Source organism: Pseudomonas sp. (genome assembly GCF_040514055.1).
Classification (GTDB): domain Bacteria; phylum Pseudomonadota; class Gammaproteobacteria; order Pseudomonadales; family Pseudomonadaceae; genus Aquipseudomonas.
In genome coordinates, this window is record NZ_JBEVDL010000001.1 from 13,013 (window position 1) to 36,601 (window position 23,589).

15 protein-coding genes are annotated in these 23,589 nt (G+C 64.9%); 8 read left to right on the top strand and 7 right to left on the bottom strand.

All coding sequences use genetic code 11. The features are described 5' to 3' along the window. The first annotated feature begins 19 nt into the window (after positions 1-19). From ABWY06_RS00070 to ABWY06_RS00085, 4 genes are all read left to right on the top strand, one after another. Positions 20-901, top strand: coding sequence for a branched-chain amino acid ABC transporter permease (locus ABWY06_RS00070; protein WP_353923509.1), 882 nt, complete (start codon positions 20-22; stop codon positions 899-901). Positions 902-948: 47 nt separating this feature from the next. After that, positions 949-2,016: a branched-chain amino acid ABC transporter permease gene (locus tag ABWY06_RS00075; RefSeq protein ID WP_353923510.1), complete on the top strand. Its 1,068-nt coding sequence runs from the start codon at positions 949-951 to the stop codon at positions 2,014-2,016. A gap of 60 nt (positions 2,017-2,076) precedes the next feature. After that, positions 2,077-3,393: an ABC transporter substrate-binding protein gene (locus ABWY06_RS00080; RefSeq protein WP_353923511.1), complete on the top strand. Its 1,317-nt coding sequence runs from the start codon at positions 2,077-2,079 to the stop codon at positions 3,391-3,393. A gap of 66 nt (positions 3,394-3,459) precedes the next feature. After that, complete coding sequence (locus ABWY06_RS00085) at positions 3,460-4,212, top strand: ABC transporter ATP-binding protein (RefSeq protein WP_353923512.1); 753 nt, start codon at positions 3,460-3,462, stop codon at positions 4,210-4,212. A 9-nt stretch (positions 4,213-4,221) separates the two neighbouring features. On the opposite strand, the gene ABWY06_RS00090 is transcribed toward ABWY06_RS00085, so the two are convergent. The 4 genes from ABWY06_RS00090 to msuE are packed head-to-tail and all read right to left on the bottom strand — an operon-like array spanning position 4,222 to position 8,307. Beyond that, complete coding sequence (locus ABWY06_RS00090) at positions 4,222-5,331, bottom strand: sigma-54 interaction domain-containing protein (RefSeq protein ID WP_353923513.1); 1,110 nt, start codon at positions 5,329-5,331, stop codon at positions 4,222-4,224. 7 nt (positions 5,332-5,338) lie between these two features. Further along, positions 5,339-6,526: an acyl-CoA dehydrogenase family protein gene (locus ABWY06_RS00095; RefSeq protein ID WP_353923514.1), complete on the bottom strand. Its 1,188-nt coding sequence runs from the start codon at positions 6,524-6,526 to the stop codon at positions 5,339-5,341. Between the two features lie 52 nt (positions 6,527-6,578). After that, positions 6,579-7,733: an FMNH2-dependent alkanesulfonate monooxygenase gene (gene ssuD, locus ABWY06_RS00100; RefSeq protein WP_353923515.1), complete on the bottom strand. Its 1,155-nt coding sequence runs from the start codon at positions 7,731-7,733 to the stop codon at positions 6,579-6,581. 10 nt (positions 7,734-7,743) lie between these two features. Continuing rightward, complete coding sequence (msuE, locus tag ABWY06_RS00105) at positions 7,744-8,307, bottom strand: FMN reductase (RefSeq protein WP_353923516.1); 564 nt, start codon at positions 8,305-8,307, stop codon at positions 7,744-7,746. Between the two features lie 427 nt (positions 8,308-8,734). Here msuE and ABWY06_RS00110 point away from each other — a divergent pair, with 427 nt between their 5' ends. From ABWY06_RS00110 to pbpC, 3 genes are all read left to right on the top strand, one after another. Further along, on the top strand, positions 8,735-9,826 hold the full coding sequence (locus ABWY06_RS00110; RefSeq protein WP_353923517.1) for a DNA alkylation repair protein: 1,092 nt from the start codon (positions 8,735-8,737) through the stop codon (positions 9,824-9,826). A gap of 495 nt (positions 9,827-10,321) precedes the next feature. Next, positions 10,322-16,339 carry an alpha-2-macroglobulin family protein gene (locus tag ABWY06_RS00115; protein WP_353923518.1) on the top strand — a complete coding sequence of 2,006 codons (6,018 nt, stop codon included), beginning with the start codon at positions 10,322-10,324 and terminating at the stop codon, positions 16,337-16,339. A gap of 1 nt (position 16,340) precedes the next feature. After that, complete coding sequence (pbpC, locus tag ABWY06_RS00120) at positions 16,341-18,497, top strand: penicillin-binding protein 1C (protein WP_353923519.1); 2,157 nt, start codon at positions 16,341-16,343, stop codon at positions 18,495-18,497. Here pbpC and ABWY06_RS00125 read toward each other — a convergent pair. After that, a complete protein-coding gene (locus tag ABWY06_RS00125; RefSeq protein WP_353923520.1) occupies positions 18,475-19,362 on the bottom strand; it encodes a LysR substrate-binding domain-containing protein in 888 nt (295 codons plus the stop codon). The genes pbpC and ABWY06_RS00125 overlap by 23 nt on opposite strands. Positions 19,363-19,459: 97 nt before the next feature. Between ABWY06_RS00125 and ABWY06_RS00130 the strand changes: the two genes are divergently transcribed. Beyond that, positions 19,460-20,668, top strand: a complete 1,209-nt coding sequence (locus tag ABWY06_RS00130) for an MFS transporter (RefSeq protein ID WP_353923521.1) — start codon at positions 19,460-19,462, stop codon at positions 20,666-20,668. Positions 20,669-20,724: 56 nt separating this feature from the next. On the opposite strand, the gene ABWY06_RS00135 is transcribed toward ABWY06_RS00130, so the two are convergent. Then, positions 20,725-22,260: a CYTH and CHAD domain-containing protein gene (locus ABWY06_RS00135; RefSeq protein WP_353923522.1), complete on the bottom strand. Its 1,536-nt coding sequence runs from the start codon at positions 22,258-22,260 to the stop codon at positions 20,725-20,727. 118 nt (positions 22,261-22,378) lie between these two features. After that, entirely contained in the window at positions 22,379-23,125 is a 747-nt protein-coding gene (locus ABWY06_RS00140) for a Crp/Fnr family transcriptional regulator (protein ID WP_353923523.1), read from the bottom strand. Positions 23,126-23,589: the final 464 nt, after the last annotated feature.

Here is a 23,589-nt window from a genome sequence, read left to right on the forward strand (position 1 = left end):
CAACAGGCAGGACCGGTGTATGGCGTTTTTTTTCGAAGTACTGCTAGGCGGGCTGATGGCGGGGCTGATGTACGCCCTGGTCGCCATTGGCTTCGTGCTGATCTACAAGGCCTCGGGGGTGTTCAATTTCGCCCAGGGCGCCATGGTGCTGTTCGCCGCGCTGACCTTCGTCAGCCTGGTGGAGCGCGGCCTGCCGTTCTGGCTGGCCTTTGCCATCACCCTGGCGGTGATGCTGGCGCTGGCGGTGATGGTCGAGCGGATGGTGCTGCGGCCGCTGGTCAACAGGCCGCCGATCACCCTGTTTCTCGCCACGCTGGGGCTGTCCTACCTGCTCGAGGGCGCCGCCCAGGCGGTCTGGGGCACCCAGGTGCACGGCCTCGAGCTGGGCATCAGCGATGCGCCCCTGGAGTTGGGCGAGCTGTTGCTGTCGCCGCTCGACCTGTTCTCGGCCGCCACCGCCGGCGGGCTGGTACTGGTGCTGTCGCTGCTGTTCAACCGCACCCGGGTCGGGCTGTCGCTGCGCGCGGTGGCGGACGATCCGCTGGCTGCCCTGGCGGTGGGCATCCGCCTGGAACGCATCTGGGTGTTGGTATGGGCGGTCGCCGGGTTTGTCGGCCTGGTCGCCGGCCTGCTCTGGGGCGCGCGTCTGGGAGTGCAGTTCTCCCTGTCGCTGGTGGTGCTCAAGGCCTTGCCGGTGCTGATCATCGGCGGCTTTTCCTCGATTGGCGGGGCGATCGTCGGCGGGCTGATCGTCGGCGCCGCGGAGAAACTCGCCGAGGTCTATCTCGGTCCGCTGATCGGCAGCGGCCTGGAAAACTGGTTTCCCTACGCCCTCGCGCTGCTGTTCCTGCTGGTACGCCCCGCGGGGCTGTTCGGCGAACGGCCCATCGAACGGGTCTGAATTTCCGCTGCACGATCCAGGGCCGCAGGGCCCCCAAGGAGCACTCGATGTTGTACACCGAAAGCGGCCAGTTCAGCTGCCGCTATGCCCAGGACCGGCGCCTGTTTCGCCTGCGCCAGGATCGCCTGGGCCTGTACCTGTTGCTGCTGTTCGCCGCGCTGGGGGTGCCCTGGCTGGGCAACGATTATTGGCTCAGCGCCATCCTGATTCCCTTTCTGGTGCTGTCCCTGGCCGGCCTGGGGCTTAACCTGCTGAGCGGCTACGCCGGGCAGCTGTCCCTCGGTTCGGCGGCCTTCATGGCCGTGGGCGCGTTTACCACCTACAACCTCGAGGTCCGGGTGGCGGAGCTGCCGTTGCTGCTCAGCCTGCTGCTGGGCGGGTTGCTGACGGCGCTGGTGGCGCTGCTGTTCGGCCTGCCGAGCCTGCGGATCAAGGGCTTTTACCTGCTGGCTTCGACCCTCGCCGCGCAGTTTTTCATCCCCTGGCTATTGACCCGGTTCAGCTGGTTTTCCAACGGCAACGCCTCCGGGGTGATCAGCGCACCGCCCCTGGAACTGTTCGGCCAGGATTTCAGCACGCCGGTGGGCCGTTACCTGCTGACCCTGGGCGTGGTCGCCGCCCTGTTCTGGCTGGCCAACAACCTGGTGCGCAGTGCCCTGGGCCGCAACTGGATGGCGGTGCGCGACATGGACACCGCGGCGGCGGTGATCGGCATCGGCGTGCTCAAAAGCAAGTTGCTGGCCTTCGCCATCAGCGGCTTTTACCTGGGCATCGCCGGGGCGCTCTGGGCCTTCACCTACCTGGGCACGGTGGAGCCCCAGGGGTTCGACCTGAACCGCTCTTTCCAGGTGCTGTTTATCGTCATCCTCGGTGGCCTGGGCAGCTTGCTCGGCAACTTCCTGGGCGCCGCCTTTATCGTGCTGTTCCCGCTGTTGTTGTCGAACCTGGCCGGCCTGTTGCCGCCCGGCCTGATCGATTCCGGGCAACTGGAAAACCTGCAAAAAATGCTCTTTGGCGCGCTGATCATCCTGGTTCTGATCAAGGAACCGGAGGGCCTGGCGCGCCTCTGGCAAGGCCTTCGCGAACGGGCGCGGCGCTGGCCGCTGCGCTCGTGAAACGACCGGTCTTGCCCCCTGTTTATCCATGACCCCAGTGCTTCGATAAGGAACCGTGCAATGTTAAAACACCGCTTCAGCCAGCTGGCCTTGCTCTTGAGCCTGACCTCGGGCGCAGTCCAGGCGGACCCCGCGCAATACTTTCCGCTGCAGAGTTACCGGGTCGGCCCCTATGCTGCCGGCGGCAGCGGATTTTTCGGCGGCTTTATCGATTACCTGCAGTACGTCAATGCCAACGGCGGGGTCAACGGGGTCAAGCTGACCTGGAGTGAGTGCGAAACCGAATACGTGGTCGAGCGTGGCGTGGAATGCTACGAGCGCCTGAAAAAGGGCTTGGACGGGGCCCCTGCCGCGGCGACCAACCCACTCTCGGTGGGCATCGCCTACGCCACCCTGGAGCGTTCCACCGCGGACAAGTTGCCGCTGATCACCATTAACCACGGCCGCACCGATTCCACCGACGGCCGGGTCTTTCCTTATGCCTTCCCCCTGCAGCTGAACCCCTATTCCGAGGTCTCGGCCATCGTCAATTACATCGGCCAGCGGGCCGGTGGCCTGGAGAAACTCAAGGGCCAGAAGATCGTCACCCTCTACCACGGCTCGCCCTACGGCAAGGAAACCAACGAGGTGCTGCAAACCCTGGCCGACCGCTACGGTTTCGAGCTGACCCTGCTGGAAGTGCCGCACCCGGGGAACGAACAGCAATCGCAATGGCTGAATATCCGCCGGGCCAAGCCGGACTGGGTGATCCTGCGCGGCTGGGGCGTGATGAACCCGGTGGCGCTGAAAACCGCGCAGAAGGTCGGTTTCCCGGCCGATCACATCATCGGCAATATCTGGAGCAACTCCGAGGATGACGCCGCCCCGGCTGGCGCCGCGGCCAAGGGTTTTATCGCCATCACCACCCATCCCTCGGGCACCGAGTTCCCGGTGCTGCAGGGTATCCGCAGCGCCGTGATCGATGCCGGCAAGGGCGACCTGGCCGATCCCAAGCGTTTTGGTACCGTGTATTACAACCTCGGGGTGGTCAACGGCATCCTTAACGTCGAGGCCGTGCGCATCGCCCAGGCCAAGTACGGTCAGCAGCCGCTGACCGGCGAACAGGTGCGCTGGGGCTTCGAGCACCTCAAGCTGGACGAGGCGCGGCTGAAGGAGCTGGGTGCCCTGGGCCTGGTGCAACCGTTGCAGCTGTCCTGCGCCGACCACGAGGGCGGCGGCGCGGTGCGCTTCCAGCAGTGGGACGGTCAGCAATGGCAGCTGATCAGCGATTGGGTACAGGCCGATCGGGCGCTGCTGCGGCCGATCATCGAGGCCTCGTCGCTGCGTTATGCCAAGGAAAAGGGCATCACCCCGCGTGATTGCAGCCAGGAAGGCTGATCCCCTGGACCCTGGCGCCGCACTCGACGCGGTGCCAGGGCTTTGCCGACTACCGAGGGAAGCGCCATGCCCCACTCTGCCATTTTGCGCCTCGAGCAGGTCGAGGTGTTGTACGAAGGTATTATCCTGGCCGTGCGCGGCCTGTCCCTGGAGGTCCGCGAGGGCCAGGTGGTGGCGCTGATCGGCGCCAATGGCGCCGGCAAGAGCAGCTGCCTGAAAGCCATCTCCAACCTGGTCACCAGCGAGCGTGGTGAGGTGGCGAGCGGACGGATTTTCTACCGTGGTCAATCGATCGGTGCTACGCCGCCCAGCCAGCTGGCCGCGCTCGGCCTGGTGCAGGTGCTGGAGGGGCGGCGCTGTTTTGCCCAACTGACGGTGGAGGAAAACCTGCTGGTCGGAGCATTTGTCCGGCGCCCGTCGCGGCGCACCCTGAAGGTCGAACTGGAGCGCATCTACGGATTGTTCCCGCGCTTGCGCGAGCGTCGTAGCAGCCTGGCGGGTTATACCTCCGGCGGCGAGCAGCAGATGATCGCCCTCGGTCGGGCGCTGATGGCCAGACCCCGCCTGGTGCTGCTCGATGAGCCGTCCATGGGCCTGGCGCCGCAGATGGTCGAGGAAATCTTCGAGATCGTCGGGCGGCTCAACCGCCAGGAGGGGGTCAGTTTTCTGATCGCCGAACAGAACCTCAGGGTGGCCCTGGGGCATGCGCACTATGCCTACGTGCTGGAGAACGGGCGAGTCGCCGGCCAGGGCGAGGCCGCCGCGCTGGCCGCCCAGGGCGACCTGGCGGCCTTTTACCTGGGCCGCGCGGCGGACTGACCGAATGCCTCAGATCGACAGGTTGTACAAACGGCTGCCCTGGACATCCGGCACCGTCGGCACCGGGCGGCGTTTGTTCACCACCAGTTCGCCGATGCGGATCAACTGGCTGCGAGTGACGTTGCGGCTCAGGCCCAGCAGCTGGGCGGTGTGCACCTGGTTGTAGTGGCAGAAGCGGTAGGCCGCGCGCAGCAGGGCCTCCTCGACTTTCTCGTGGACGCCGCCGCCCTGTTCCTCGAACAACCGCTGGAAGGCTTGGGCCAGCAGGGCCTGGGCCGAATTATCGGGACGCCCGGGATCCTCCCGGCGCTCCAGCCGCAGGCTGGACAGGTGCAGGTCATGGGCCTGGATCAGGTTGTCGCGGCACAGCAGCAGGGTGTGGTGAATGACGTTTTCCAGCTCGCGGATATTGCCCGGCCAGGCGTAGCTGATCAGTTTCTGCTGGGCCGCCTGGTCCAGGGCGATCTCGGCGTAGCCCAGGCGCCGGCTGTATTCGGCGACGAAGTGCCGGGTCAGCGGCAGGATATCGCCCGGCCGTTCGCGCAGCGGGTTGAGCGTCAGGCTGACGACGTTCAGCCGGTAATACAGGTCCTCGCGGAAGTTGCCGGCGTTGATCGCCTTTTCCAGCTGCACGTTGGTGGCGGCCAGCACCCGCACGTTGATCGGGATGCTCTTGCGTGACCCCAGGCGGACCACCTCGCGCTCCTGCAACACCCGCAGCAGCTTGACCTGCATTTCCAGTGGCAGGTCGCCGATCTCGTCGAGAAACAGGGTGCCGCCGTTGGCCTCCTCGAACCAACCGGCCTTGGCGCCGAAGGCGCCGGTAAAGGCGCCTTTTTCATGGCCGAACAGCTCGGCTTCCACCAGGTTGGCGGAAAACGCGCCGCAGTTCACCGCGACAAAGGGGCCGTTGCGGCGACCACTGAGGTTGTGCACATGGCGCGCCACCAGCTCCTTGCCGGTGCCGGTTTCGCCGATGATCAGCACGCTGGCGTCGCTCGGCGCCACCTGCTGCAGGTGCGCCAGCAGGGCTTGGGATTTGGGGTCCTCGAACACCTGGGCGGTGGCCCGGATGGACGTGGCGAGGGCGGGCGAGGGGGGCAGGGTCAGCAGATGCATAGGAGGGCTACGAATAGAAGGTGGGGGTGGGCAGCGATCGGTTCAGGGCCCAATCGCCAAGTTCATGCAGCTTGTAATCCAGCGGGTCGTGCAGGGTCTGGGTGCGCAGGTTGCGCCAGTAGCGGTCCAGGCGCAGGGCGGCGTGGGTGGCCCGCGCGCCACCGACCTCGAACAGTCGACTGGTCAGGTCCAGGCCCGTACGGCTGGCCGCGACCTTGGCCGTGGCGATTGCCAGCGCCAGTTCGCCGCGGGTCTCGGCACTCAGATCCTGCTGTTGCTGCCAGGCGCGGTCGAGCAGGGCATTGGCCCGTTCGGTGAGCAGGCGTACACCTTCGAGCCCGACCCAGAACTCGCCGTAGTGGCGCAGGATGTAGGGGTCTGCGGCGACCGAGTCGGCCGGGGATTTGAACCAGGGACGGGCCTGATGAAGGCTGTACTGGCGGGCGTCCTCGAACGCCCCTTCGCTGATGCCGAGGAACAGGTTGACGAAGATCAGCTGGGCGATCAGTGGCCGCAGGCAGGCGAACGGCGTGCTCAGTGGCCCCGGATCGAGCAGCAGCTCGTTTTCCTCGACGCGCACCCGTTCGAAGGTGGCGCTGCCGCTGTCGGTCTGCCGCTGGCCCATATTGTCCCAGTCGTCGTGCAGGGTGATGCCGCTGCGGCCGCTGGGAATAGCGGCGATCAGCAGCTTGCCGCCGGCGCTTTCGTCCACCGCCGAGGCGATCAGCATCTGCGAATCGCTGGCGCCGGAACAGAAGCTCTTCTTGCCGGAGAACTCTCGCCAGCCGTCGCGGCGGGTGACCCGGGTTCGGGTGTCCAGGGGGTTCAGGGCATTGCCCCAGAACCAGCGTTTGCTCGCGGTCAGCTCGAACCAGGGCTCCCATTGGTCCGGTCGGGAAAACAAGCGGACCGTGGCCAGCATCAGGTGATGGAAGCCGAAGACATGGGCGATGGAACTGTCGGCCCGGGCGAATTCGCGGACGATGTCCAGGGTCTCCTGCCAGCTGGCGCCCAGGCCGCCGTATTGCGGGTCGATGCTCAGGGCCAGCAGGCCGCTGCGTCGCAGCGCGTCGCGTTCGGCCTTCGGCGTGCCGCCTTGCAGGTCGCGCTCGGCTGCCGTCTCGGCGAAGCTGGCGGCCAGCGCGCGGGCGATCTGCAGGGACGACAATGGGGTGGTTAAGGGGTGTACGCTCACGAACCGTTCCTCGTGGGAAGCTGGAAAAGGGCCAGGCAAGGGGTGGCCCCGCTCAGGCGCTAACAGGCTGTTTGGCCTGCGGCAGTTGGTCGTTGGCGATCATCTCGCCGAAGGGACCGGTCAGGTTGCTGATCCCGCGGCCGGCCAGGCTGGCATAGGGTTCGGGCAACAGCGGAAAGACCAGTTCGGCGAAGCGATAGGCTTCCTCCAGGTGCGGGTAGCCGGAAAAGATAAAGGTGTCGATACCCAGGTCGGCGTATTGCCGGATCAGTCCGGCCACCTGCTGTGGATTGCCCACCAGCGCGGTGCCGGCGCCGCCGCGCACCAGGCCGACCCCGGCCCACAGATGGGGGTAAACCTCCAGCTGATCGCGCCGGCCGCCGTGCAGCGCCGCCATGCGCCGCTGGCCTTCTGAGTCGAAGCGGGCGAACGCCTGCTGCGCCGAGGCGATGGTCGCGTCGGAAATGCGTTCGATCAGGCGATCGGCGGCCTGCCAGGCCTGCTCTTCGGTTTCCCGTACGATGACGTGCAGGCGGATGCCGAACTTCAGGTTCCGCCCTTGGCGGGCAGCACGGGCCCGGATGTCGGCGATCTTCGCGGCGACCGCGGCCGGCGGTTCGCCCCAGGTCAGGTAGACGTCGACCTGCTCGGCGGCCAGGTCGTGGGCGGCCTCGGAGGAACCGCCAAAATACAGCGGCGGATAGGGTCGCTGTACGGGCGGGTAGAGTGCCTTGGCGTTTTTGACCTGCAGGTGTTGGCCGGCGTAGTCCACGGCCTCACCTTGCAGCACCCGGCGCCAGATATGCAGGAACTCGGCGCTCAACTCATAGCGCTGGTCGTGGCTCAGGTGCAGGCCGTCACCGCTGTTTTCGTCCGGGTCGCCGCCGGTTACCACGTTGATCAACAAGCGTCCGTTGGACAAGCGATCGAGGGTGGCCGCCATGCGCGCCGACACCGTGGGCGAAATGATGCCCGGGCGGATCGCCACCAGAAAACGCAGGCGTTCGGTCAAGGGTACCAGGGCCGAGGCGACTACCCAGGAATCCTCGCAGGAGCGTCCGGTGGGAATCAGCACGCCGTGGTACCCCAGGCTGTCCGCCGCCTGGGCCACCTGCTTGAGGTAGGGCAGGGTGACCGGGCGGGCGCCCTGGCTGGTGCCGAGGTAATGGCCGTCGCCATGGGTGGGGAGAAACCAGAAGACATTCATCGGCACCTCCTCAGGCGGTTTTCAGCAGGCGTGGGACGGGGGCCGCAAAGAGCGCGGCGGTACGGGCGGCGGCCAGGCGGATGCGGGTCTGCAGCGCCTCGTTGCTGACGCGGTAGTCGCTGAAATCGGCTTCGCTGGCGTAGACGCCAATGGGCAGGGTCATGGCCTGGAAGAAACTGAACAGCGGACGTAACTGGTGATCGATCACCAGGGCATGGCGTTGGCTGCCGCCCGTGGCGGCCAGCAGCACCGGCTTGTCGACCAGGGCGTCGACGCCGATCAGGTCGAACAGGTGCTTCAGGTGGCCCGGGTAGGAGCCGCGGTAAACCGGGGTGGCGACGACCAGCAGGTCCGCGTTCTCGATGGCCTGCAACTGCGCCTCCACCTGCGCGGGCAGCTCCTGGCGCGACAAGGCGCCGCCCAAGGGTCGGGCAATGTCGCCCAGCTCGATGATCCGCGGGGTCAATGGCAGGTGCTGCTGCAGGGCCACGATCAGGGCCTCGGTCAGCGCCAGCGTGCGGGAGGGACGGTAGGCGCCGCCGGAAATGGCGACGAGGTTCAACGGGGTGGACATGGCAAGGGTTCCTGTTGGAAGTAGGGTGTCCGATCCGTGGAGCAAAACCTGTACCATGAATACAAACCTTTATAATCAATAGCCTATGTTTTTCGGAGAACATTTGCCGTGTTGCCAGGCAGGGCAACTGTTGATTCGCTGTTGCCTGGGCAGCAGTGGCCCGCTGTTGCGGGCGCGACAGTTCGCAGGGCAACACCGTCTCGACAGCGCCGGTGTTGCGCTGACTTAAAGCTAAATGATCTAGATCATCTAAAATAAATACTTTTTAGTTATTACTTTAGGGCGTTTTGACTGGGCCATGGCGCCGCGGCGGGATGGCGTTTGTTACCCAGGCCACAGTGCGGCGCGGTTGTCGCTGTCGCGTGCGCCGAGCAGGCTTTACCATCGGCGATCACCCCGTCGTCCGCGCCCGCGCGGTGGAAGTGCCATGAGCGAACCCGCCCTGTTAAAGGACATCTTCAACCCCGCGCGCTTTCGGCAGGTCGCCGAGCAGTTGCGAGTGATCCATCCGGGCTTCGATGCCGCGGCGTTCGTCGCCCAGGGGTTGGAGGGCCTCGAGGGCTTGTCACTGATGCAGCGCCTGCGCCGCATGAGCCTGTGCCTGCGGGCCGGGCTGCCGGACGATTTTGCCGAGGCCTTGGTGATCCTGCGCCAGCTGGCGCCGCGCATCGAGCATGGTTTTGTTACCCTGGTGCTGCCCGATTACGTGGCGCTGTACGGGCTGGAACACTTCGACGAATCGATGGCCGCGCTGAAGTTCTTCACGGTCTTCGGTTCCGCGGAGTTCGCCATCCGCGAATTTCTGCGCCGCGAACCTGAGCGCACCCTGGCCGTCATGCACGCCTGGGCACTGGACGAAACGCCGGCCGTGCGCCGTCTGGCCAGTGAAGGCTGCCGACCGCGATTGCCCTGGTCGTTCCGCCTGACCGCCTTGGTCGAGGACCCCGGCCCGGTGGCGGGAATCCTCGAGCGGCTGCGCCATGACTCCGATCGCTCGGTGCGCACCTCGGTGGCCAATCACCTCAACGACATCGCCAAGGACCACCCTGACTGGGTGTTGAACCGGCTCGAGGCCTGGCCGCTGGACGATTCGGCCTGCGCCTGGATCGCGCGCCATGCCTTGCGCACGTTGATCAAACAGGGCGACCGGCGGGCGCTGACGTTGATCGGCGCCGGGGCCACCGCCCAGGTCGCCCTGCACAGCTTCAGCTTGCAGCCCGGCGAACTGCTGCTGGGCGAACACCTGCAGCTGAATGTCGTCCTGCAGTCGACCGCAAGCACCGCCCAGCGCCTGGTGCTGGATTACCGGCTGCACTATGTGAAGAAGTCCGGGGGTACCTCGGGCAAGGTATTCAAGCTCAAGGAAGTGACCCTGGCGGCGGGCGACACCCTGGCGATCCAGCACCGCCAACACCTGCGCAACCTGACCACCCGGGTGCATTACGCCGGCCGCCACCGGGTGGAGTTGCTGGTCAATGGCGACAGTCTCGCTCAGGGCTTTTTTCAGCTGGCGCTCTAACGCCTGTGGACACTATGCGCATGAGCCACACGCAAAAGGGTGCCATGCAGTATCGCGGGGCTTGGCAAGGGATGAGCTCTAACCCCTTGTAGGAGGCTCGCCCTCGGGCCGAAGCCGTGGTGGGGTGATCCATGGGCAACAGCCAGGTAACCCGGCCCCCTTCGGCGCGAGGGCGCGCCTCCCACAGGTTGTACCGCCACGGAGGCTGGGTACCTGTGTCCCGCGGCTGGCCTGGGGCCATTTTTCGCGGCAACGCGACTCGCAATGGTGATGTCCACAGGCCTTAACGTGGGTCGGCTGAAGGCGTCTTATTGCGGTGCCGGAATGCGTGCAAATTTTTATTCGCGAGGGCTTGCCGAACCCTCGTGAAAGGGAATTAATAGCGAGCTTTTTTCGCGGACGGAAAAAGCCTGGAGTACCCGGTTCCGGGGCTCCTTCTCATGTCGAGTGTCCGAAACCTCCCTGCGCATCCCTTCACGAAAAAGGACGTTCTCCATGCCGTTTTACCGCTGCCGTGTGGCTGCTGCCCTGCTGTGGATCTGTGGGCTGGCGAGCCTGCCTGCCCAGGCGTCGGTTGCCGCGCCCGAGGCCCCTGCCAGCCCAGCGGCCGAGACTCCAAGAGAGGCGGCGCTGGAACTGTTCACCCCACAGGGCGAGATGCGCACGGTGCGCCAAGTTCAGGTGCGGTTTTCGGAAAACATGGTGCGTTTTGGCGACCCGCGTCTAAGCGATCCCTTTACCCTGGCTTGCTCGGTCCCCGGCAAGGGCCGCTGGTTGGACACCCGCAACTGGGTCTACGACTTCGATAAGGACTTGCCGTCGGGTATCCGCTGCGAGGCCTTGGTTGCACCGGGCCTGCAGACGCTGAGCGGCGGGCGGGTGCGGACAGAGGCGACTTACAGTTTCACCACCGGCGGGCCGCAGATCAGCGACAGCTGGCCGGTTGCTGGCATCAGCTACTCCAAGGATCCAACGTTGTTGCTGATCAAGCGCAACCGCGAGGTCGCGCTGGGGCAAGTGCCGGCCGACAGTGGCATCGAAGAGAGTCAACGCTTCATGCTCAAGTTCGACGGGGTGATCGATCGTGCCTCAGTGCAGGCAAACGCCTATTGCCTGGTGCAGGGCGTCAACGAACGCATCCCCGCGCGGCTGCTCGATGCAAAAGAAGAGGCCGGCTATCTGGCAACGCTTAAGGAGGGTTACCGTTCCTGGTGGCGCTCGGTGCATGCCAGCGGCTGGAGCGAGATCCGCCGCACGCCGTACAGCAAGGCCATCCTGGCCTGTCAACGAAGTTTTCCTAACGACAGTCGGGTGACCCTGGTCTGGGGACGGGACATCGCCTCGACCGATGGCATCGCCAACGCCGAGGAAACCCTGCTGGGCTACCGCGTGCGACCGGAGTTCACCGCGCGGTTTTCCTGCTACCGCGAATCGGCGCGCAAACCCTGCAATCCTCTGACCAGCATGACCCTTGAGTTCAGCGAAGAGGTCAGCGAGGAGGTTATTCAGAATGTCCAGTTGGTATCGGCCAGCGGTGTCCAGCAAGCCGCGCCCAACAGCTACGGCGACGGCTATGGCCCCGGTCGTTATGTGCAATTTAACGGGCCTTTTGTGGCCAACGAGCAATTCACCCTGCGGTTGCCAGACGCGATAAAAGGGTACAAAAGCGCCCGCCCCCTGAAAAATGCCGGTCGTTTTCCCCTCAGGGTAGAGACCGGTGAGCTGCCGCCGCTGGCCAAGTTCAGCGCGTTGTTCGGCATTATCGAGGCCCGTGTGGGCGCCGTCCCCTTGACCCTGCGTAACCTTGAGCCGCCCCAAGGGGAAGGCCGACAGGAGCGCCTGCGAGCGCTTCGTTTACCCCATCGTGGCGCCGCCCTGCGCCAATGGTTGGGCCGTCTGCCCTCGGTAATCGACCTGGGTGGGCCATTCGGCCATCTGCTGATGTGGGACGCGGTTTCAAATGCGGTGCCTTTTGCAGTGGCGCAACTGGCATCGATACCGGGCGAAACGGTCAAGGCGCAGTTGTTGACGCTGCGCCTGCCGGACGACGAGGCCGCCCTGATCGGCTGGTTGAAAAAAGCCCAGGCCTTCGAACAGCAGCCCTGGGATTTTTCCTATCAGTCGACTGGCCGCCAACCGACGGCGTCAGACAAGCCCAAGCCGGTCGATCCGCGCAGCGTTTCGCTGATCGCCGGCGAGCCTGGTGTGCAACGCAGCCCCCTGCCGCGGGTACTTGGCGCCAAGGCGTTCGAGGTGATAGGTATCCCGGTGCCGACCCCGGGGCTCTATGTGCATGAAGTGGAGAGTACCTACCTGGGCCGCTCACTGCTGCAGCAAGAGCGGCCGATGTATGTGCACAGCACGAGCCTGGTCACCGACCTGGCAGTGCATCTCAAGCGCGGCGCGAGCAATTCGCTGGTTTGGGTGACGTCGTTGGACCAAGGGACTCCGATAGCCGATGCCAGGGTCACGGTGCATGACTGCAATGCAGGCGAGCTGCTCTGGAGCGGCACCACCGACGCCCAGGGGCTGGCCAGAGTGGACGCGCAATTGCCCGCCACTCAGCGTAGTGATCAGAGTTGGGTGCAGGGCTCGGTAGCGCAGCAAAGCTGCGGGGGGGCCAGCATGCTGGTCAGCGCCCGCAAAGGGTTGGACCGCGGATTTGTGCTGTCCAGTTGGGACGAAGGTATCGCGCCCTGGCGCTATGACCTTGCATCCTTGTATGGGACGCCTGGCACCGGTAGCCAGCGAGCCCATAGCGTCCTCGACCGCAGTTTGCTGCGCCCCGGCGAAACCCTGCATATGCGCCATGTGCTGCGTGGTACGACGCCGACGGGATTCAAGGCGCCGGAGCAGGTGCCGGTCAAGGTGATCATCCGCCATCAGGGCAGCGGCGACGCTTACGAGCTGCCGACCCCGTTCGACCGGCACGGCAATGCCGAAGGGGAGTGGCGTATCCCGCCTGCGGCCAAACTGGGGGATTACAGCCTTTACCTGCAGATGGCCCCTGGCAGTGAATTGTACAGCGGCCATTTCAAGATCGCCCAATTCCGCCTGCCCTTGCTCAAGGCGCGCCTGCAATTGCCCGGCGGTCCCTTGGCGTACCAGCCCAGTCTGGACGCGGACATGAACTTGGCTTACCTCAATGGCGGTGCTTTTCCCGAGGCGCCGGTGACGCTGCGCGGAGTGGTGGACGAGGCGTTTCTGAGTTTCCCCGATTATGCGGACTATTCGTTCCGCACCTGTGTCGATGAAGAGGGTAACGACCTCTGTCCGCCCATGTCGGACTTCGAGTCCCGCGCGCTGCTGGACGAAACCAGTAGCACGCTCGACGAGCAAGGCGGCGGTCGAGAGTCCATCTCGATTCCGTCGCGGGTGAATCCGGCGGATGTGCGCATCGAGATGGAGTTCGCTGACCCCAGCGGCGAGACTCAGACCGTGGCGGCCAGCAGTCAGTACTGGCCGGCCGATTACATGCCAGGGCTCAAGGTGCAGGCCTGGGGCAAAACCAGCGACCGCCTAGGGGTCGACGTCATAGTCCTGGATACCCAGGGCAAGGTGGTGAAGGACGCCGCGGTGCGGGTCGATCTTTTCCTTAACGAGACCATCAGCACCCGCGAAAAAACCGCTGGGGGTTTCTATAGCTACAACTCCCGTTCCGAGCTCAAGGGCCTGGACGCCCAGTGCCAGGGTCGTAGCGACGCCCAGGGGCGCCTGCATTGTGATATTGCCACCACCGCCTCGGGGCAGTTGCGTTTGCGGGCGGTGGTGACCGACAGTCAGGGGCGTTCAGGCACATCATCCAGTGATACCTGGATCAGCGGCAGCGAGCCCTGGATGTTCGCTCAACAAGACAACGACCGCATCGACCTGATTCCCGAGAAAAAACACTACGCGCCCGGTGAGCCGATGCAGTTCCAGGTGCGCATGCCGTTCCAGCAGGCCACGGCGCTGGTCACGGTCGAACGCGAAGGCATTATCGAGGCGCGGGTGCAGCAGTTGACCAGCCGCTCACCGGTGATCGTCCTGCCGTCGCGGGGGGACTATGCGCCCAATGTGTTCGTATCCGCGCTGTTGGTGCGTGGGCGGGATGCGTCGGTGGCCCCCACCGCCACCATCGACCTGGGTAAACCGGCCTTTAAAATGGGCCTGACCGAAGTGCGGGTTGGCTGGGATGCCTTTCGCCTGGGGGTCAAGGTCGAGAGCGACAAACCGCGTTACCGGATCCGCGAAACCGCGGCGGTAGGAGTCAAGGTCAGCGCGCCCAAAGGCGAGGTATTGCCGGTCGATACCGAAGTGACCCTGGCCCTGGTCGACGAAGCGCTGCTGGAGCTGGCGTCCAACGACAGCTGGGACCTGTTGAGCCGCATGATGGTGGAGCGCACTCTGGAAGTGGGGACTTCGACCTCGCAATTGCAGGTGGTCGGCAAGCGTCATTTTGGCCGCAAGGCCGTGCCCTCGGGAGGCGGGGGCGGAAAAGGCGGGGCGACCCGGGAGCTGTTCGACACCCTGGTCTATTGGAAGGCCCGCGCCACAGTGAACAGTCAGGGCACCGCGACTTTCAATGCGCCGTTGAACGACTCCTTGTCGGGCTTTCGCCTGGTCGCCATCGCCTCGTCGACCGAGCGGTTCGGCACCGGTCAGAACAGCATCCAGACCTACCAGGACCTGCAACTGATCAGCGGCCTGCCGCCGCTGGTTCGCGACGGCGATCGCTTCACGGCTGGCTTTACCCTGCGTAATGCCAGCGCGCAGTCCCAGACCGTCGACTTCAGTGCCCAGGCACCGGCATTGGCGATAGCCCCCTTGCAACAACGGGTGGTGCTCAAGGCCGGCGAGTCGCGCATCCTGGGATTCGATATCGAGGTGCCCAAGGGCTTGCAGCGCATCGCCTGGACCCTGTCGGCCACAACTGAACTGGCCAGCGACCAAATCAAGGTCGAGCAGCGGGTCGAGTCGCTGGTCCCCGAACAGGTGGTCCAGGGCACCCTGGCTCAACTGAGCGGTGTCGAACCCTTTGTCCTGCCGCTGAAAAAACCGACCGACGCTTTGGATGGCGGGGGGGTGGAGATCCGCCTGAACGCCCATCTGGGTGACAGCCTGGGCGCGGTGCAGCGCTATTTCCGCGACTATGCCTACAACTGCCTGGAGCAGCAGACCTCGCGAGCCATCGCCCTGAACGACCCAGCGGCCTGGCAGAAGGTTGTCGACTACTTGCCCACTTACCTGGACGACGATGGCTTCGCCAAGCTGTTCAGCACCTTGCAGCGAGGCGATCCCCTGGTGACCGCCTATGTGCTGGAAATCATCCATGAAAGCGGCCGGGAACTGCCAGCCGCAACCCGCGACCGCATGCTGGGCGCGTTGGCGGGGTTCGTCAGCGGTCGGCTGGCGCCACCGGTGTGGAATTTTTCACCCCTGGACGATTCGGCGCGCAAACTCAAGGCCATGAGCGTACTGGCCCGCTACCAGCGCTTTGACCCGGTCAGCCTGGACAGCCTGAGCCTGCAGCCGCAGCTCTGGCCCACCGCCATGTTGCTCGATTGGCTGACGTTGCTGCAATTACAGCCGCAGCTGCCGCAACAGGTGGAGCATCTGCAGCAGGTCAGCGGCATCTTGCGCACACGCCTGAGCCAACAGGGTACCGCGTTGCAACTGAGTCAAAATGAAAGTAACCAGTGGTGGCTCTACAGCAGCACCGACGCCGCCGCGGCAAAGCTGTTTCTCGCTGCGCAGACGTTGCCGGGCTGGCAGGACGACCTGCCCAAGCTGCTCAACGGGCTGAACCTGCGCAGTCACAATGGCGTCTGGGACACTACCCTGGCCAATGCCTGGGTGACCCTGGCGATGCGCAAGTTCAGCGAACGCTTCGAACAGCAGCCGATCACCGGCAGTACCCGGCTGAGTCTGGCTACCCAGCAGCATGAGCTGCCCTGGCCGGCGGCGCAGGACAAGCCCCATCGCCTGGATTGGCCGGCGACGGACAGCGCGTTGAGCGTCCGCCAGGACGGCAGCGGCAAGCCTTGGGTGAACGTGCTCAGCGTGGCGCGCATCCCGATCCTGAAGCCCTGGTCCAGCGGCTATCAGGTCAGCAAACGGCTGATTCCCCTGCAGCAGAAACAAGACGATCAGTGGTCGGTGGGCGATGTGGCCCTGGTGTTCGTCGAAATCGATGCGCAGACCGACATGGGCTGGGTGGTGGTCAATGACCCGATTCCCGCCGGCGCTTCGTTATTGGGCCGTGGGCTGAGTCGCGACTCGGCCCTGTTGCAAAATAAAATCTCCGAGCTGGGGTATTTTGATTATCTGCGTGAACCGGACTTCGCCGAATACCTGCAGGACAGCTACCGCGGCTACTACGCGCGGGTCGGCAAGGGAAGGCTGGTCGCGGCCTATGTGCTGCGGTTGAATCAGGCGGGCAACTTTTCCTTGCCACCCACCCGGGTCGAAGCCATGTATGCCCCGGAGATGTTCGGCCTGCTACCCAATGAGCCTTTTGTGGTGAAGCCCTGATATGCGGCGCAGGGGCATCGGTTACCTAGGGCTGTCGTTGCTGGCATCGGTACTGCTGGCGCTTGGCTTTTGGCCAAGTGTCGAGGTTCCGGAGTTCACCCGCGTGCGCGACAGCAATGCCTCGTCCTATGCGGTCATGCTGGATCGACAGGGCCGTCCCCTGGTGCGTCGACGCGTCGATTTCGACACCAACAGGTTGGACTGGCTGCCCTTGCAGAACATGTCGCCCGCCTTGCTCGAGGCCGTGCAGTTCGCCGAGGACCGGGACTTTCAGCAGCACGCGGGCATCGACTGGGCGGCCACCGCGCAAGCGGCTTGGCAGCTGCTGCAGGGTGACCGATCGCGGGGTGCCAGCACTCTCAGCATGCAGTTGGCCGGTTTGCTCGAGCCCGACCTGGGCTGGCGCACCGGCGGCCGCAGCCTGCTCGGCAAGTGGCGGCAGATGCGCTACGCAAAAGGCCTGGAGGCGCGCTGGTCGAAGGCGCAGATACTCGAGGCCTATCTCAACCTGGTGCCCTTTCGCGGCGACCTGACCGGTGCCGAGGCAGCCAGTGCGGCGCTGTACGGCAAACCGGCATTGACCCTGGACAACGACGAGGCCTTGCTTTTGGCGGCCCTGCTCGCCGCGCCAGCGGCCAGCGTCGAACGCGTGGCCCGGCGTGCTTGTGTGCTGGCCGCCCATGGTTTCGCCAATGCCAGCTGCGAACACCTCGAGTACCTGGCAGCGACCCGTTTGCAACGGCGGCGCATCCCTCTGGATGAAACCCCCGAATTGGCGGGATTGGCGCATCGCCATTTGTCCAGTGCCCAGCGACGGGTTGCCACCACCCTGGACGCTGATGTGCAGGCCCATACCTTGGCGCGGGTGCGGGCACAGCTAGCGGCGTTGCAGGGCCGTGAAGTCAACGCTGCCGCTGCGTTGGTGCTGGATAACGCCAGCGGCGATGTGCTGGCCTATGTGGCCAATGTCAGCAACCAGGATGATGGTCGTCTGGTCGATGCCATCACGGCGTTGCGTCAGGCCGGCTCGACGCTCAAGCCCTTTCTCTATCAACTGGCGTTCGAGAAGCGCCTGCTGACCGCCGCATCGCTGTTGGACGACAGCGCCATTCGCCTGCCGACGCCCCAGGGGCTGTATATCCCGCAAAATTATGAAAAGGATTTCAAGGGCCTGGTCACGGCCCGCACGGCATTGGCCAGCTCGCTGAACGTCCCCGCGGTGCGGGTGCAGTTGTTGGTCGGGGTCGAGGATTTCTGGGCGCGGTTACGGGCGTTGGGCTTTGACAGCCTGACCGAGGAACCGGGCTTTTATGGGCATGCACTGGCGCTGGGTGATGGCGACGTCAGCCTCTGGATGTTGGCCAATGCATACCGCAGCCTGGCGCAGGGCGGGGTGTGGAGCCCCGCGCACCTGTTGCCCTCGGTGCCACCCGGCGTTGCCATCGGGGTGATGGACCCGGGCGCCAGTTTTATCGTGGCCGATATCCTCCAGGACCGCCGGGCCCGCGCCCTGACCTTCGACTTCGAGAATGCGCTGGCCACGCCCTTCTGGAGCGCGGTAAAAACCGGTACCAGCAAGGACATGCGTGACAACTGGTGCATCGGCTTCTCAGCGCGCTACACCGTGGCGGTATGGGTCGGCAACCTGGATGGCGCGCCGATGCGCGACGTATCCGGTATCAGCGGAGCGGCACCGATCTGGGCGGATATCATGGACTACCTGGAAGGCAACCGGTGGCAGGTACAAACACCCACGCCCCCGGCGGGGCTGGTGACCCAACAGGTGCACTTTTCAGGGCTCGATGAGCCCGATCGTCGCGAATGGTTCCTGCCGGGCACGTCGATGAGCGAGGTCCGTTACGCCCTCGCCGATGGCCTGCGGATCGCCTATCCGGCGAATGAAACCCTGTTTGCCATCGACCCCGACATCCCGGCGGACCGTCAGTCGATCCATTTCACCAGCAATGTTCCCAACCTGGGCACCTCGTGGAAGCTCAATGGTCAGTGGCTCGCAAACGGCCATAGCGTGCAATGGAGCCCTGCACCTGGACGTTTTCGCTTGAGCCTGCACGACGACCAGGGTGAGGAACAGGATGCGGTGGTATTCACTGTCCGTGGGCACGCGCGCGAACACCTCAGAGTGCCAGCTGGCGACTGACATAGTCGAGAAAACAGCTGATGCGCGCGGCCAGCGCGGTGTTGCGGTAGTAGACGGCGTGGATCGGTTGCCGCACTTCCAGGGTGTCACGCACCAGCAGTTGCACCAGGTCGCCGCGCTGGCGATCGGCTTGGGTCATAAAGTCCGCCAGGCAGGCGATGCCGGCGCCTGCCAGGGCCAGCTGGCGCAGGGTCTCGCCGCTGGAGGCCAACAGCGTCGGGCGGATCGGCCAGCGGTCGCCGAGCGGGTGGCGCAGCGGCCAGTGGTTGAGGCTGTCGGGCTGGGTAAAGCCCAGCAGGCTGTGCTGCCGCAGGTCCTCGGGGGTTTTCGGTTTGCCGTGGGCCTTCAGGTAGGCCGGGCTGGCCAGGACCCGCAGGCGATTGCTGCCCAGTGGCCGCGCATGCAGGCTCGAGTCACGCAGCGCGCCGATGCGAATGGCGACATCGGTGCGCTGTTCCAGCAGGTCGATCAACTGGTCGTCGCTGTTGAGCTCCAGTTCGATCTGCGGATAAAGCGCCCGGAACCCGGCGATCAGCGGCACGATGACATGCAGCATAAAGGGCGCGGCAGCGTTGACCCGCAGCTTGCCGGCCGGTGTCTGCCGACGCAGCGCCAGCTGCTCCTCGGCCTGCTCCACGGCTTCGAGAATCTGCCGGGCCTGGGTGAGGAACAGCCGGCCTTCCTCGGTCAGCTCCAGGCGTCGGGTGGTGCGGCGCAGCAACGTGGTTTCGAGTTTTTCCTCGAGCCGGCTGAGGGCCCGGCTGATGCCGGAGACGGTTTGCTCCAGCTGTTCGGCGGCGGCGGTGATGGAGCCGGCGTCGACCACGCGGACAAAGGCCAGCAGTTCGTCGAGGGTCGTTTTCATTGTTGAATATTAGTCAATTATCTTTGCCAGGTAACCGTATTTTTCCTCAAGGATGGCCGGGGCACACTGCAGCGCTTACCCTCCTGGAGTGCGTTCCATGCCCCTTGCCCTGTTGGCGCTGACCCTTAGCGCCTTTGCCATCGGTACCACCGAGTTCGTCATAGTCGGGCTGTTGCCCACCATCGCCCAGGATCTGGGCGTCGACCTGCCGTCCGCCGGCTTGCTGGTCAGCCTCTACGCCTTGGGCGTGGCGATCGGCGCGCCGGTGCTGACCGCGCTGTCGGCGCGGATGCCGCGCAAGCTGTTGCTGTTGGCCCTGATGCTGTTGTTCACCCTGGGCAACTTGCTGGCCTGGCAAGCGCCCGGCTACGAGTCGCTGGTGATCGCCCGGATCGTCACCGGCCTGGCCCACGGGGTGTTTTTCTCCATCGGCTCGACCATTGCCACCAGCCTGGTGCCCCGGGAAAAGGCCGCCAGCGCCATTGCCATCATGTTCACCGGCCTGACCGTGGCGCTGGTCACCGGGGTGCCGCTGGGCACCTTTATCGGCCAGCATTTCGGTTGGCGCGAGACCTTCCTGGCGGTCTCCGGGCTTGGGCTGGTGGCGTTTGTCGGCAGCCTGGTGTTTGTGCCCGCGACCATCGCCCACGCCGCGCCGGCGGCCTTGCTGCAGCAGCTGCAGGTGCTCAAGCAACCCCGCCTGCTGCTGGTCTACGCGATGACCGCGGTGGGCTACGGCGGCACCTTCGTCGCCTTCACCTACCTGGCGCCCATCCTGCAGGACATCTCCGGCTTCGCCGCCGGCAGCGTCAGCGGGGTGCTGCTGGTGTATGGCATCTCGGTGGCGGTGGGCAACCTCTGGGGCGGCAAGCTGGCGGATCAACAGGGTCCGGTCAGGGCGTTGAAGCTGATCTTCCTGTTGCTGGCCGCCGTGCTCCTGTTGTTGACCTTCACCGCCAGCCATCCCTGGCTGGCGGTGGGCACGGTACTGCTGTGGGGCGCGGTGGCCTTCGGCAACGTGCCGGGGCTGCAAGTCTATGTGGTGCAGCAGGCCGAACGCGTGGCACCCCAGGCGGTGGACGTCGCCTCGGGGCTGAATATCGCCGCGTTCAACCTCGGCATCGCCGCCGGTGCCTGGGGCGGTGGCCAGATCGTCGAGCACCTGGGGTTGATCCATACCACCTGGATCGGTGCGTTGGTGGTGCTGCTGGCCTGGGCCCTGACGGCCTGGAGCGGGCGCCTGGACCGTCAGCAGGCCCCGCCCGTAGCCGCTGCGGCGGGCCTGGTCCGCGGCCAGCCGGCCTGAGGCCTGGCCCGGCGCGGTGGCGGCCCGACCAAACTTCAGGCGTCAGCAGTGGCGTCCTAGCGTTTCCAGGGGCGCTTTATGCGTTTGAACTGCTTCCAGCGCTGGCGCAGCGGTTTGATCTCGTCGGCCTGCAGTGCGACGAGTCGCTCCTTCAGCCAGTCGACGTCCGGCTGCAAGGCCGGTTGCTCGGGCAGCAGCCGGTCCAGCAAGGCTTCGGCGACGTGGGCGTCGTTCAGTTTACCGAGTTCATCCTGCAAGCCGGACAGCGCCTCGACGTAGTTACACAGCCTTCTCTTCGGGTACAGGGACTGAAAGAATTCGCAGGCATAGCGCAGGCGCTTGGCCGCGATACGCAAGCGGTGCAGGCGCTGCGGCTCGGCCTGCTTCAGGCCTCGGGCGCGTCGCAGCAAGCGCCCGTGGGCCTGCTTCAGACGCTTGTCGGCGAAACTGTCCAGGGCCTTGTCCAGCCGCCGCGGGTCGCCGTCGGGGGCGTCGCGCCAGGGCCGCTCCTCGAGCCAGGCGCCGAAGGCCAGCAGCAACTCACTGTAGGCGGGCGACGTTACTGCGCGGGAGGCCGCCTGATGGGCCTGGGTGGCCTGCTCGGCCAGGGCGTGGCGCAGCGCCGTGAGGTCACGGGGATCGTCGCGCCGGGTGCTGGCCCAGGGCAGGGTCGAGCCCAGCAGCACATCCCAATCCCGTGCCACCCCCAGTTGGGCGGTCAGCTCCTCCAACTGTGTCTGCAGGGAGGCAGGGCAGGGGATGGCCCGCTCGAACAGGCGCAAGGCGCTGCGCAGCCGCCGCAACCCGACCCGCATCTGGTGCAGGCTGTCGGGCGCGCGGGATTTGGCCACCCCGGGCTCATTGGCCTGGACCTGGGCCAGGCAATTGCTGATCACCGCCCGGAAAGCCTGTTCAACCCGACTATCGGCGCTCAAGCTAAGCGCTGTCGCCTTGACCGCCGGGTGGGTCTGGCGGGCCAGCAGGGCGTAACCCAGGTCGGGTTTGCTGCGGTTGTCCAGGCGCAGCGGTAGCACCTTTATCAGCTCGAGAGCCAGTCGGAACAAACTGGCCGGTTGCCCGGAGCGCAGCTCCAGCTCCAGCTCGCCGATCGGTAGCGACAGGTCGCCGCAGGTCAGGCTGCCCTCGTCCAGAGCGGCCTCGACTTCCTCGCCGGTCGGCAGGTGCAGGTTCCAGACCGTACGACTGACCTGGGTGCTGAACAGCGGTTGCAGGTCGAGCTGTTGTTCCAGGTGCTGCAACAAGGGCTGCCAGTGGACATGGCAGCCGATCTGTTGCCGTAACTGCTCGAGGTCGGGCTCAGGGCCGTCCACGAAGGTCTCCCATTCCTCGCGCCGGTGCAGTCCCGCCAGGGTACTGAGCTCGGCCTTGAAGGTCTGACGCCAGCGCTGATGGCTCTGGCGCACCCGCAGGTGGGCCTTTGCCTGGCGGATCAGCAGGTCCGGCGTGTCGTAGTAGGTCGCCGTCATGTCCGTCTGCTGCGGGGGCTGGCGGCAGTATTGGGCCAAGAGCGGGTGGTCTTTCAGGCGGCCCACATTGTCCGGTTCGACGCGCAGTTTGAGTTCGCTTTCCATGTCCAAGGGTCTCCCTGAAGTGCGCTCTAGGGCGCTGTGTCCAGCAGATGACCCGACAAAAACGAAATCAATGGCGGACCGGACGACCGGTCGTCGCTCCTTGCCACGCAGGCGAGGCTTAATCGGTGAGGCGGCGTACCTGACGCGCCGGTTTCGGCCCGTTGGCCAGCAAGCGGTCGGTTTCCTTTTTGACCACCGCATAACACTCGCAGCTCAGCTGTTCGAGCAACGGCCGGTCCAAAATGGCGATACGCCCGCGGGCATACTGGATGGCACCCAGACGCTGCAGTTTGCCGGCCGCTTCGGTCACGCCTTCGCGCCGTACCCCGAGCATGCTGGCGATCGACTCCTGGGTCATGTTCAGCTCATTGCTGGAGAGCCGGTCAAGGGACAGCAGCAGCCAGCGGCAGAGCTGCTGGTCCACTGAATGGTAGCGGTTGCAGACCGCGTTCTGCGCCATCTGCGTCAACAACGACTGGGTATAGAGCAGCAACATCTGCAGGCAATCGCCGTGACGGTTGAACTCCTGTTTCAGGCGTTGGCCGGGCAAGCGAAATGCGTGCCCCGCAGTCTGTACCAGGGCTCGGCTGGGGGTGGTCTCGCCGCCCATGAACAGCGCGACACCGATGACCCCCTCGTGACCGACCACGGCAATTTCCGCCGAGGCACCGCTTTCCATGACGTACATCAGTGACACTATGGCATCGGTGGGAAAATACACGTGGCCCATGCTTTCGCCAGATTCGTGGAGGACTTTGCCCGACGGCAGATAAACCAGATCCAAATAAGGAGTTAGACGTTCAAGCACCGGGGGTGGCAGGGCGGCAAGTAGATGATTGTCTTGTGGAATCGGCGTAGTGGGCATAGATTCGACCGTTTTTATGATCTCCGAAAGAGGCCTTGTTCCATTCAGAATAATCAACCGACCGACAGGCTGTATGTACGCTAACGCACACAGGCGCAAGCGCTAACGACCGGTAGGAAGCGCCGTTGTTATCGAATTTTTTGCGCCACCGACGGTTGACTCAGGCGGTTCGCCAACGGGCCTGCGCAAGTCGCTGGATCGCTCTGGAATGCGGCTTGCAGCCATTATGGATCCGTGTTTCACTCCGTCGCTGCCACCCTCTGCATGGCCGTAAGAGCAAAGCGGGCCTCGTAACCCATCAAGAAGTTCGCTGCAATAAGCTGACAAAGTGCCATCTTTTGCTATGGTGATTTCGTTATGAGAGCAAGTGCCTACTAAAGGCCCAACGCTTCTGTGCAATATGAGTACGACAGGGAGCAATGATTGGCGCGATATGTTCGCCAACGTACAGAGCGCGCACACTT

Bases quoted from the DNA above. Each gene is read 5' to 3' on its own strand.
- ABWY06_RS00070 (WP_353923509.1), top strand. From the start codon at position 20: ATGGCGTTTTTTTTCGAAGTACTGCTAGGCGGGCTGATGGCGGGGCTG.
- ABWY06_RS00075 (WP_353923510.1), top strand. From the start codon at position 949: ATGTTGTACACCGAAAGCGGCCAGTTCAGCTGCCGCTATGCCCAGGAC.
- ABWY06_RS00080 (WP_353923511.1), top strand. From the start codon at position 2,077: ATGTTAAAACACCGCTTCAGCCAGCTGGCCTTGCTCTTGAGCCTGACC.
- ABWY06_RS00085 (WP_353923512.1), top strand. From the start codon at position 3,460: ATGCCCCACTCTGCCATTTTGCGCCTCGAGCAGGTCGAGGTGTTGTAC.
- ABWY06_RS00090 (WP_353923513.1), bottom strand. From the start codon at position 5,331: ATGCATCTGCTGACCCTGCCCCCCTCGCCCGCCCTCGCCACGTCCATC.
- ssuD (WP_353923515.1), bottom strand. From the start codon at position 7,733: ATGAATGTCTTCTGGTTTCTCCCCACCCATGGCGACGGCCATTACCTC.
- msuE (WP_353923516.1), bottom strand. From the start codon at position 8,307: ATGTCCACCCCGTTGAACCTCGTCGCCATTTCCGGCGGCGCCTACCGT.
- ABWY06_RS00110 (WP_353923517.1), top strand. From the start codon at position 8,735: ATGAGCGAACCCGCCCTGTTAAAGGACATCTTCAACCCCGCGCGCTTT.
- ABWY06_RS00115 (WP_353923518.1), top strand. From the start codon at position 10,322: ATGCCGTTTTACCGCTGCCGTGTGGCTGCTGCCCTGCTGTGGATCTGT.
- pbpC (WP_353923519.1), top strand. From the start codon at position 16,341: ATGCGGCGCAGGGGCATCGGTTACCTAGGGCTGTCGTTGCTGGCATCG.
- ABWY06_RS00125 (WP_353923520.1), bottom strand. From the start codon at position 19,362: ATGAAAACGACCCTCGACGAACTGCTGGCCTTTGTCCGCGTGGTCGAC.
- ABWY06_RS00130 (WP_353923521.1), top strand. From the start codon at position 19,460: ATGCCCCTTGCCCTGTTGGCGCTGACCCTTAGCGCCTTTGCCATCGGT.
- ABWY06_RS00135 (WP_353923522.1), bottom strand. From the start codon at position 22,260: ATGGAAAGCGAACTCAAACTGCGCGTCGAACCGGACAATGTGGGCCGC.
- ABWY06_RS00140 (WP_353923523.1), bottom strand. From the start codon at position 23,125: ATGCCCACTACGCCGATTCCACAAGACAATCATCTACTTGCCGCCCTG.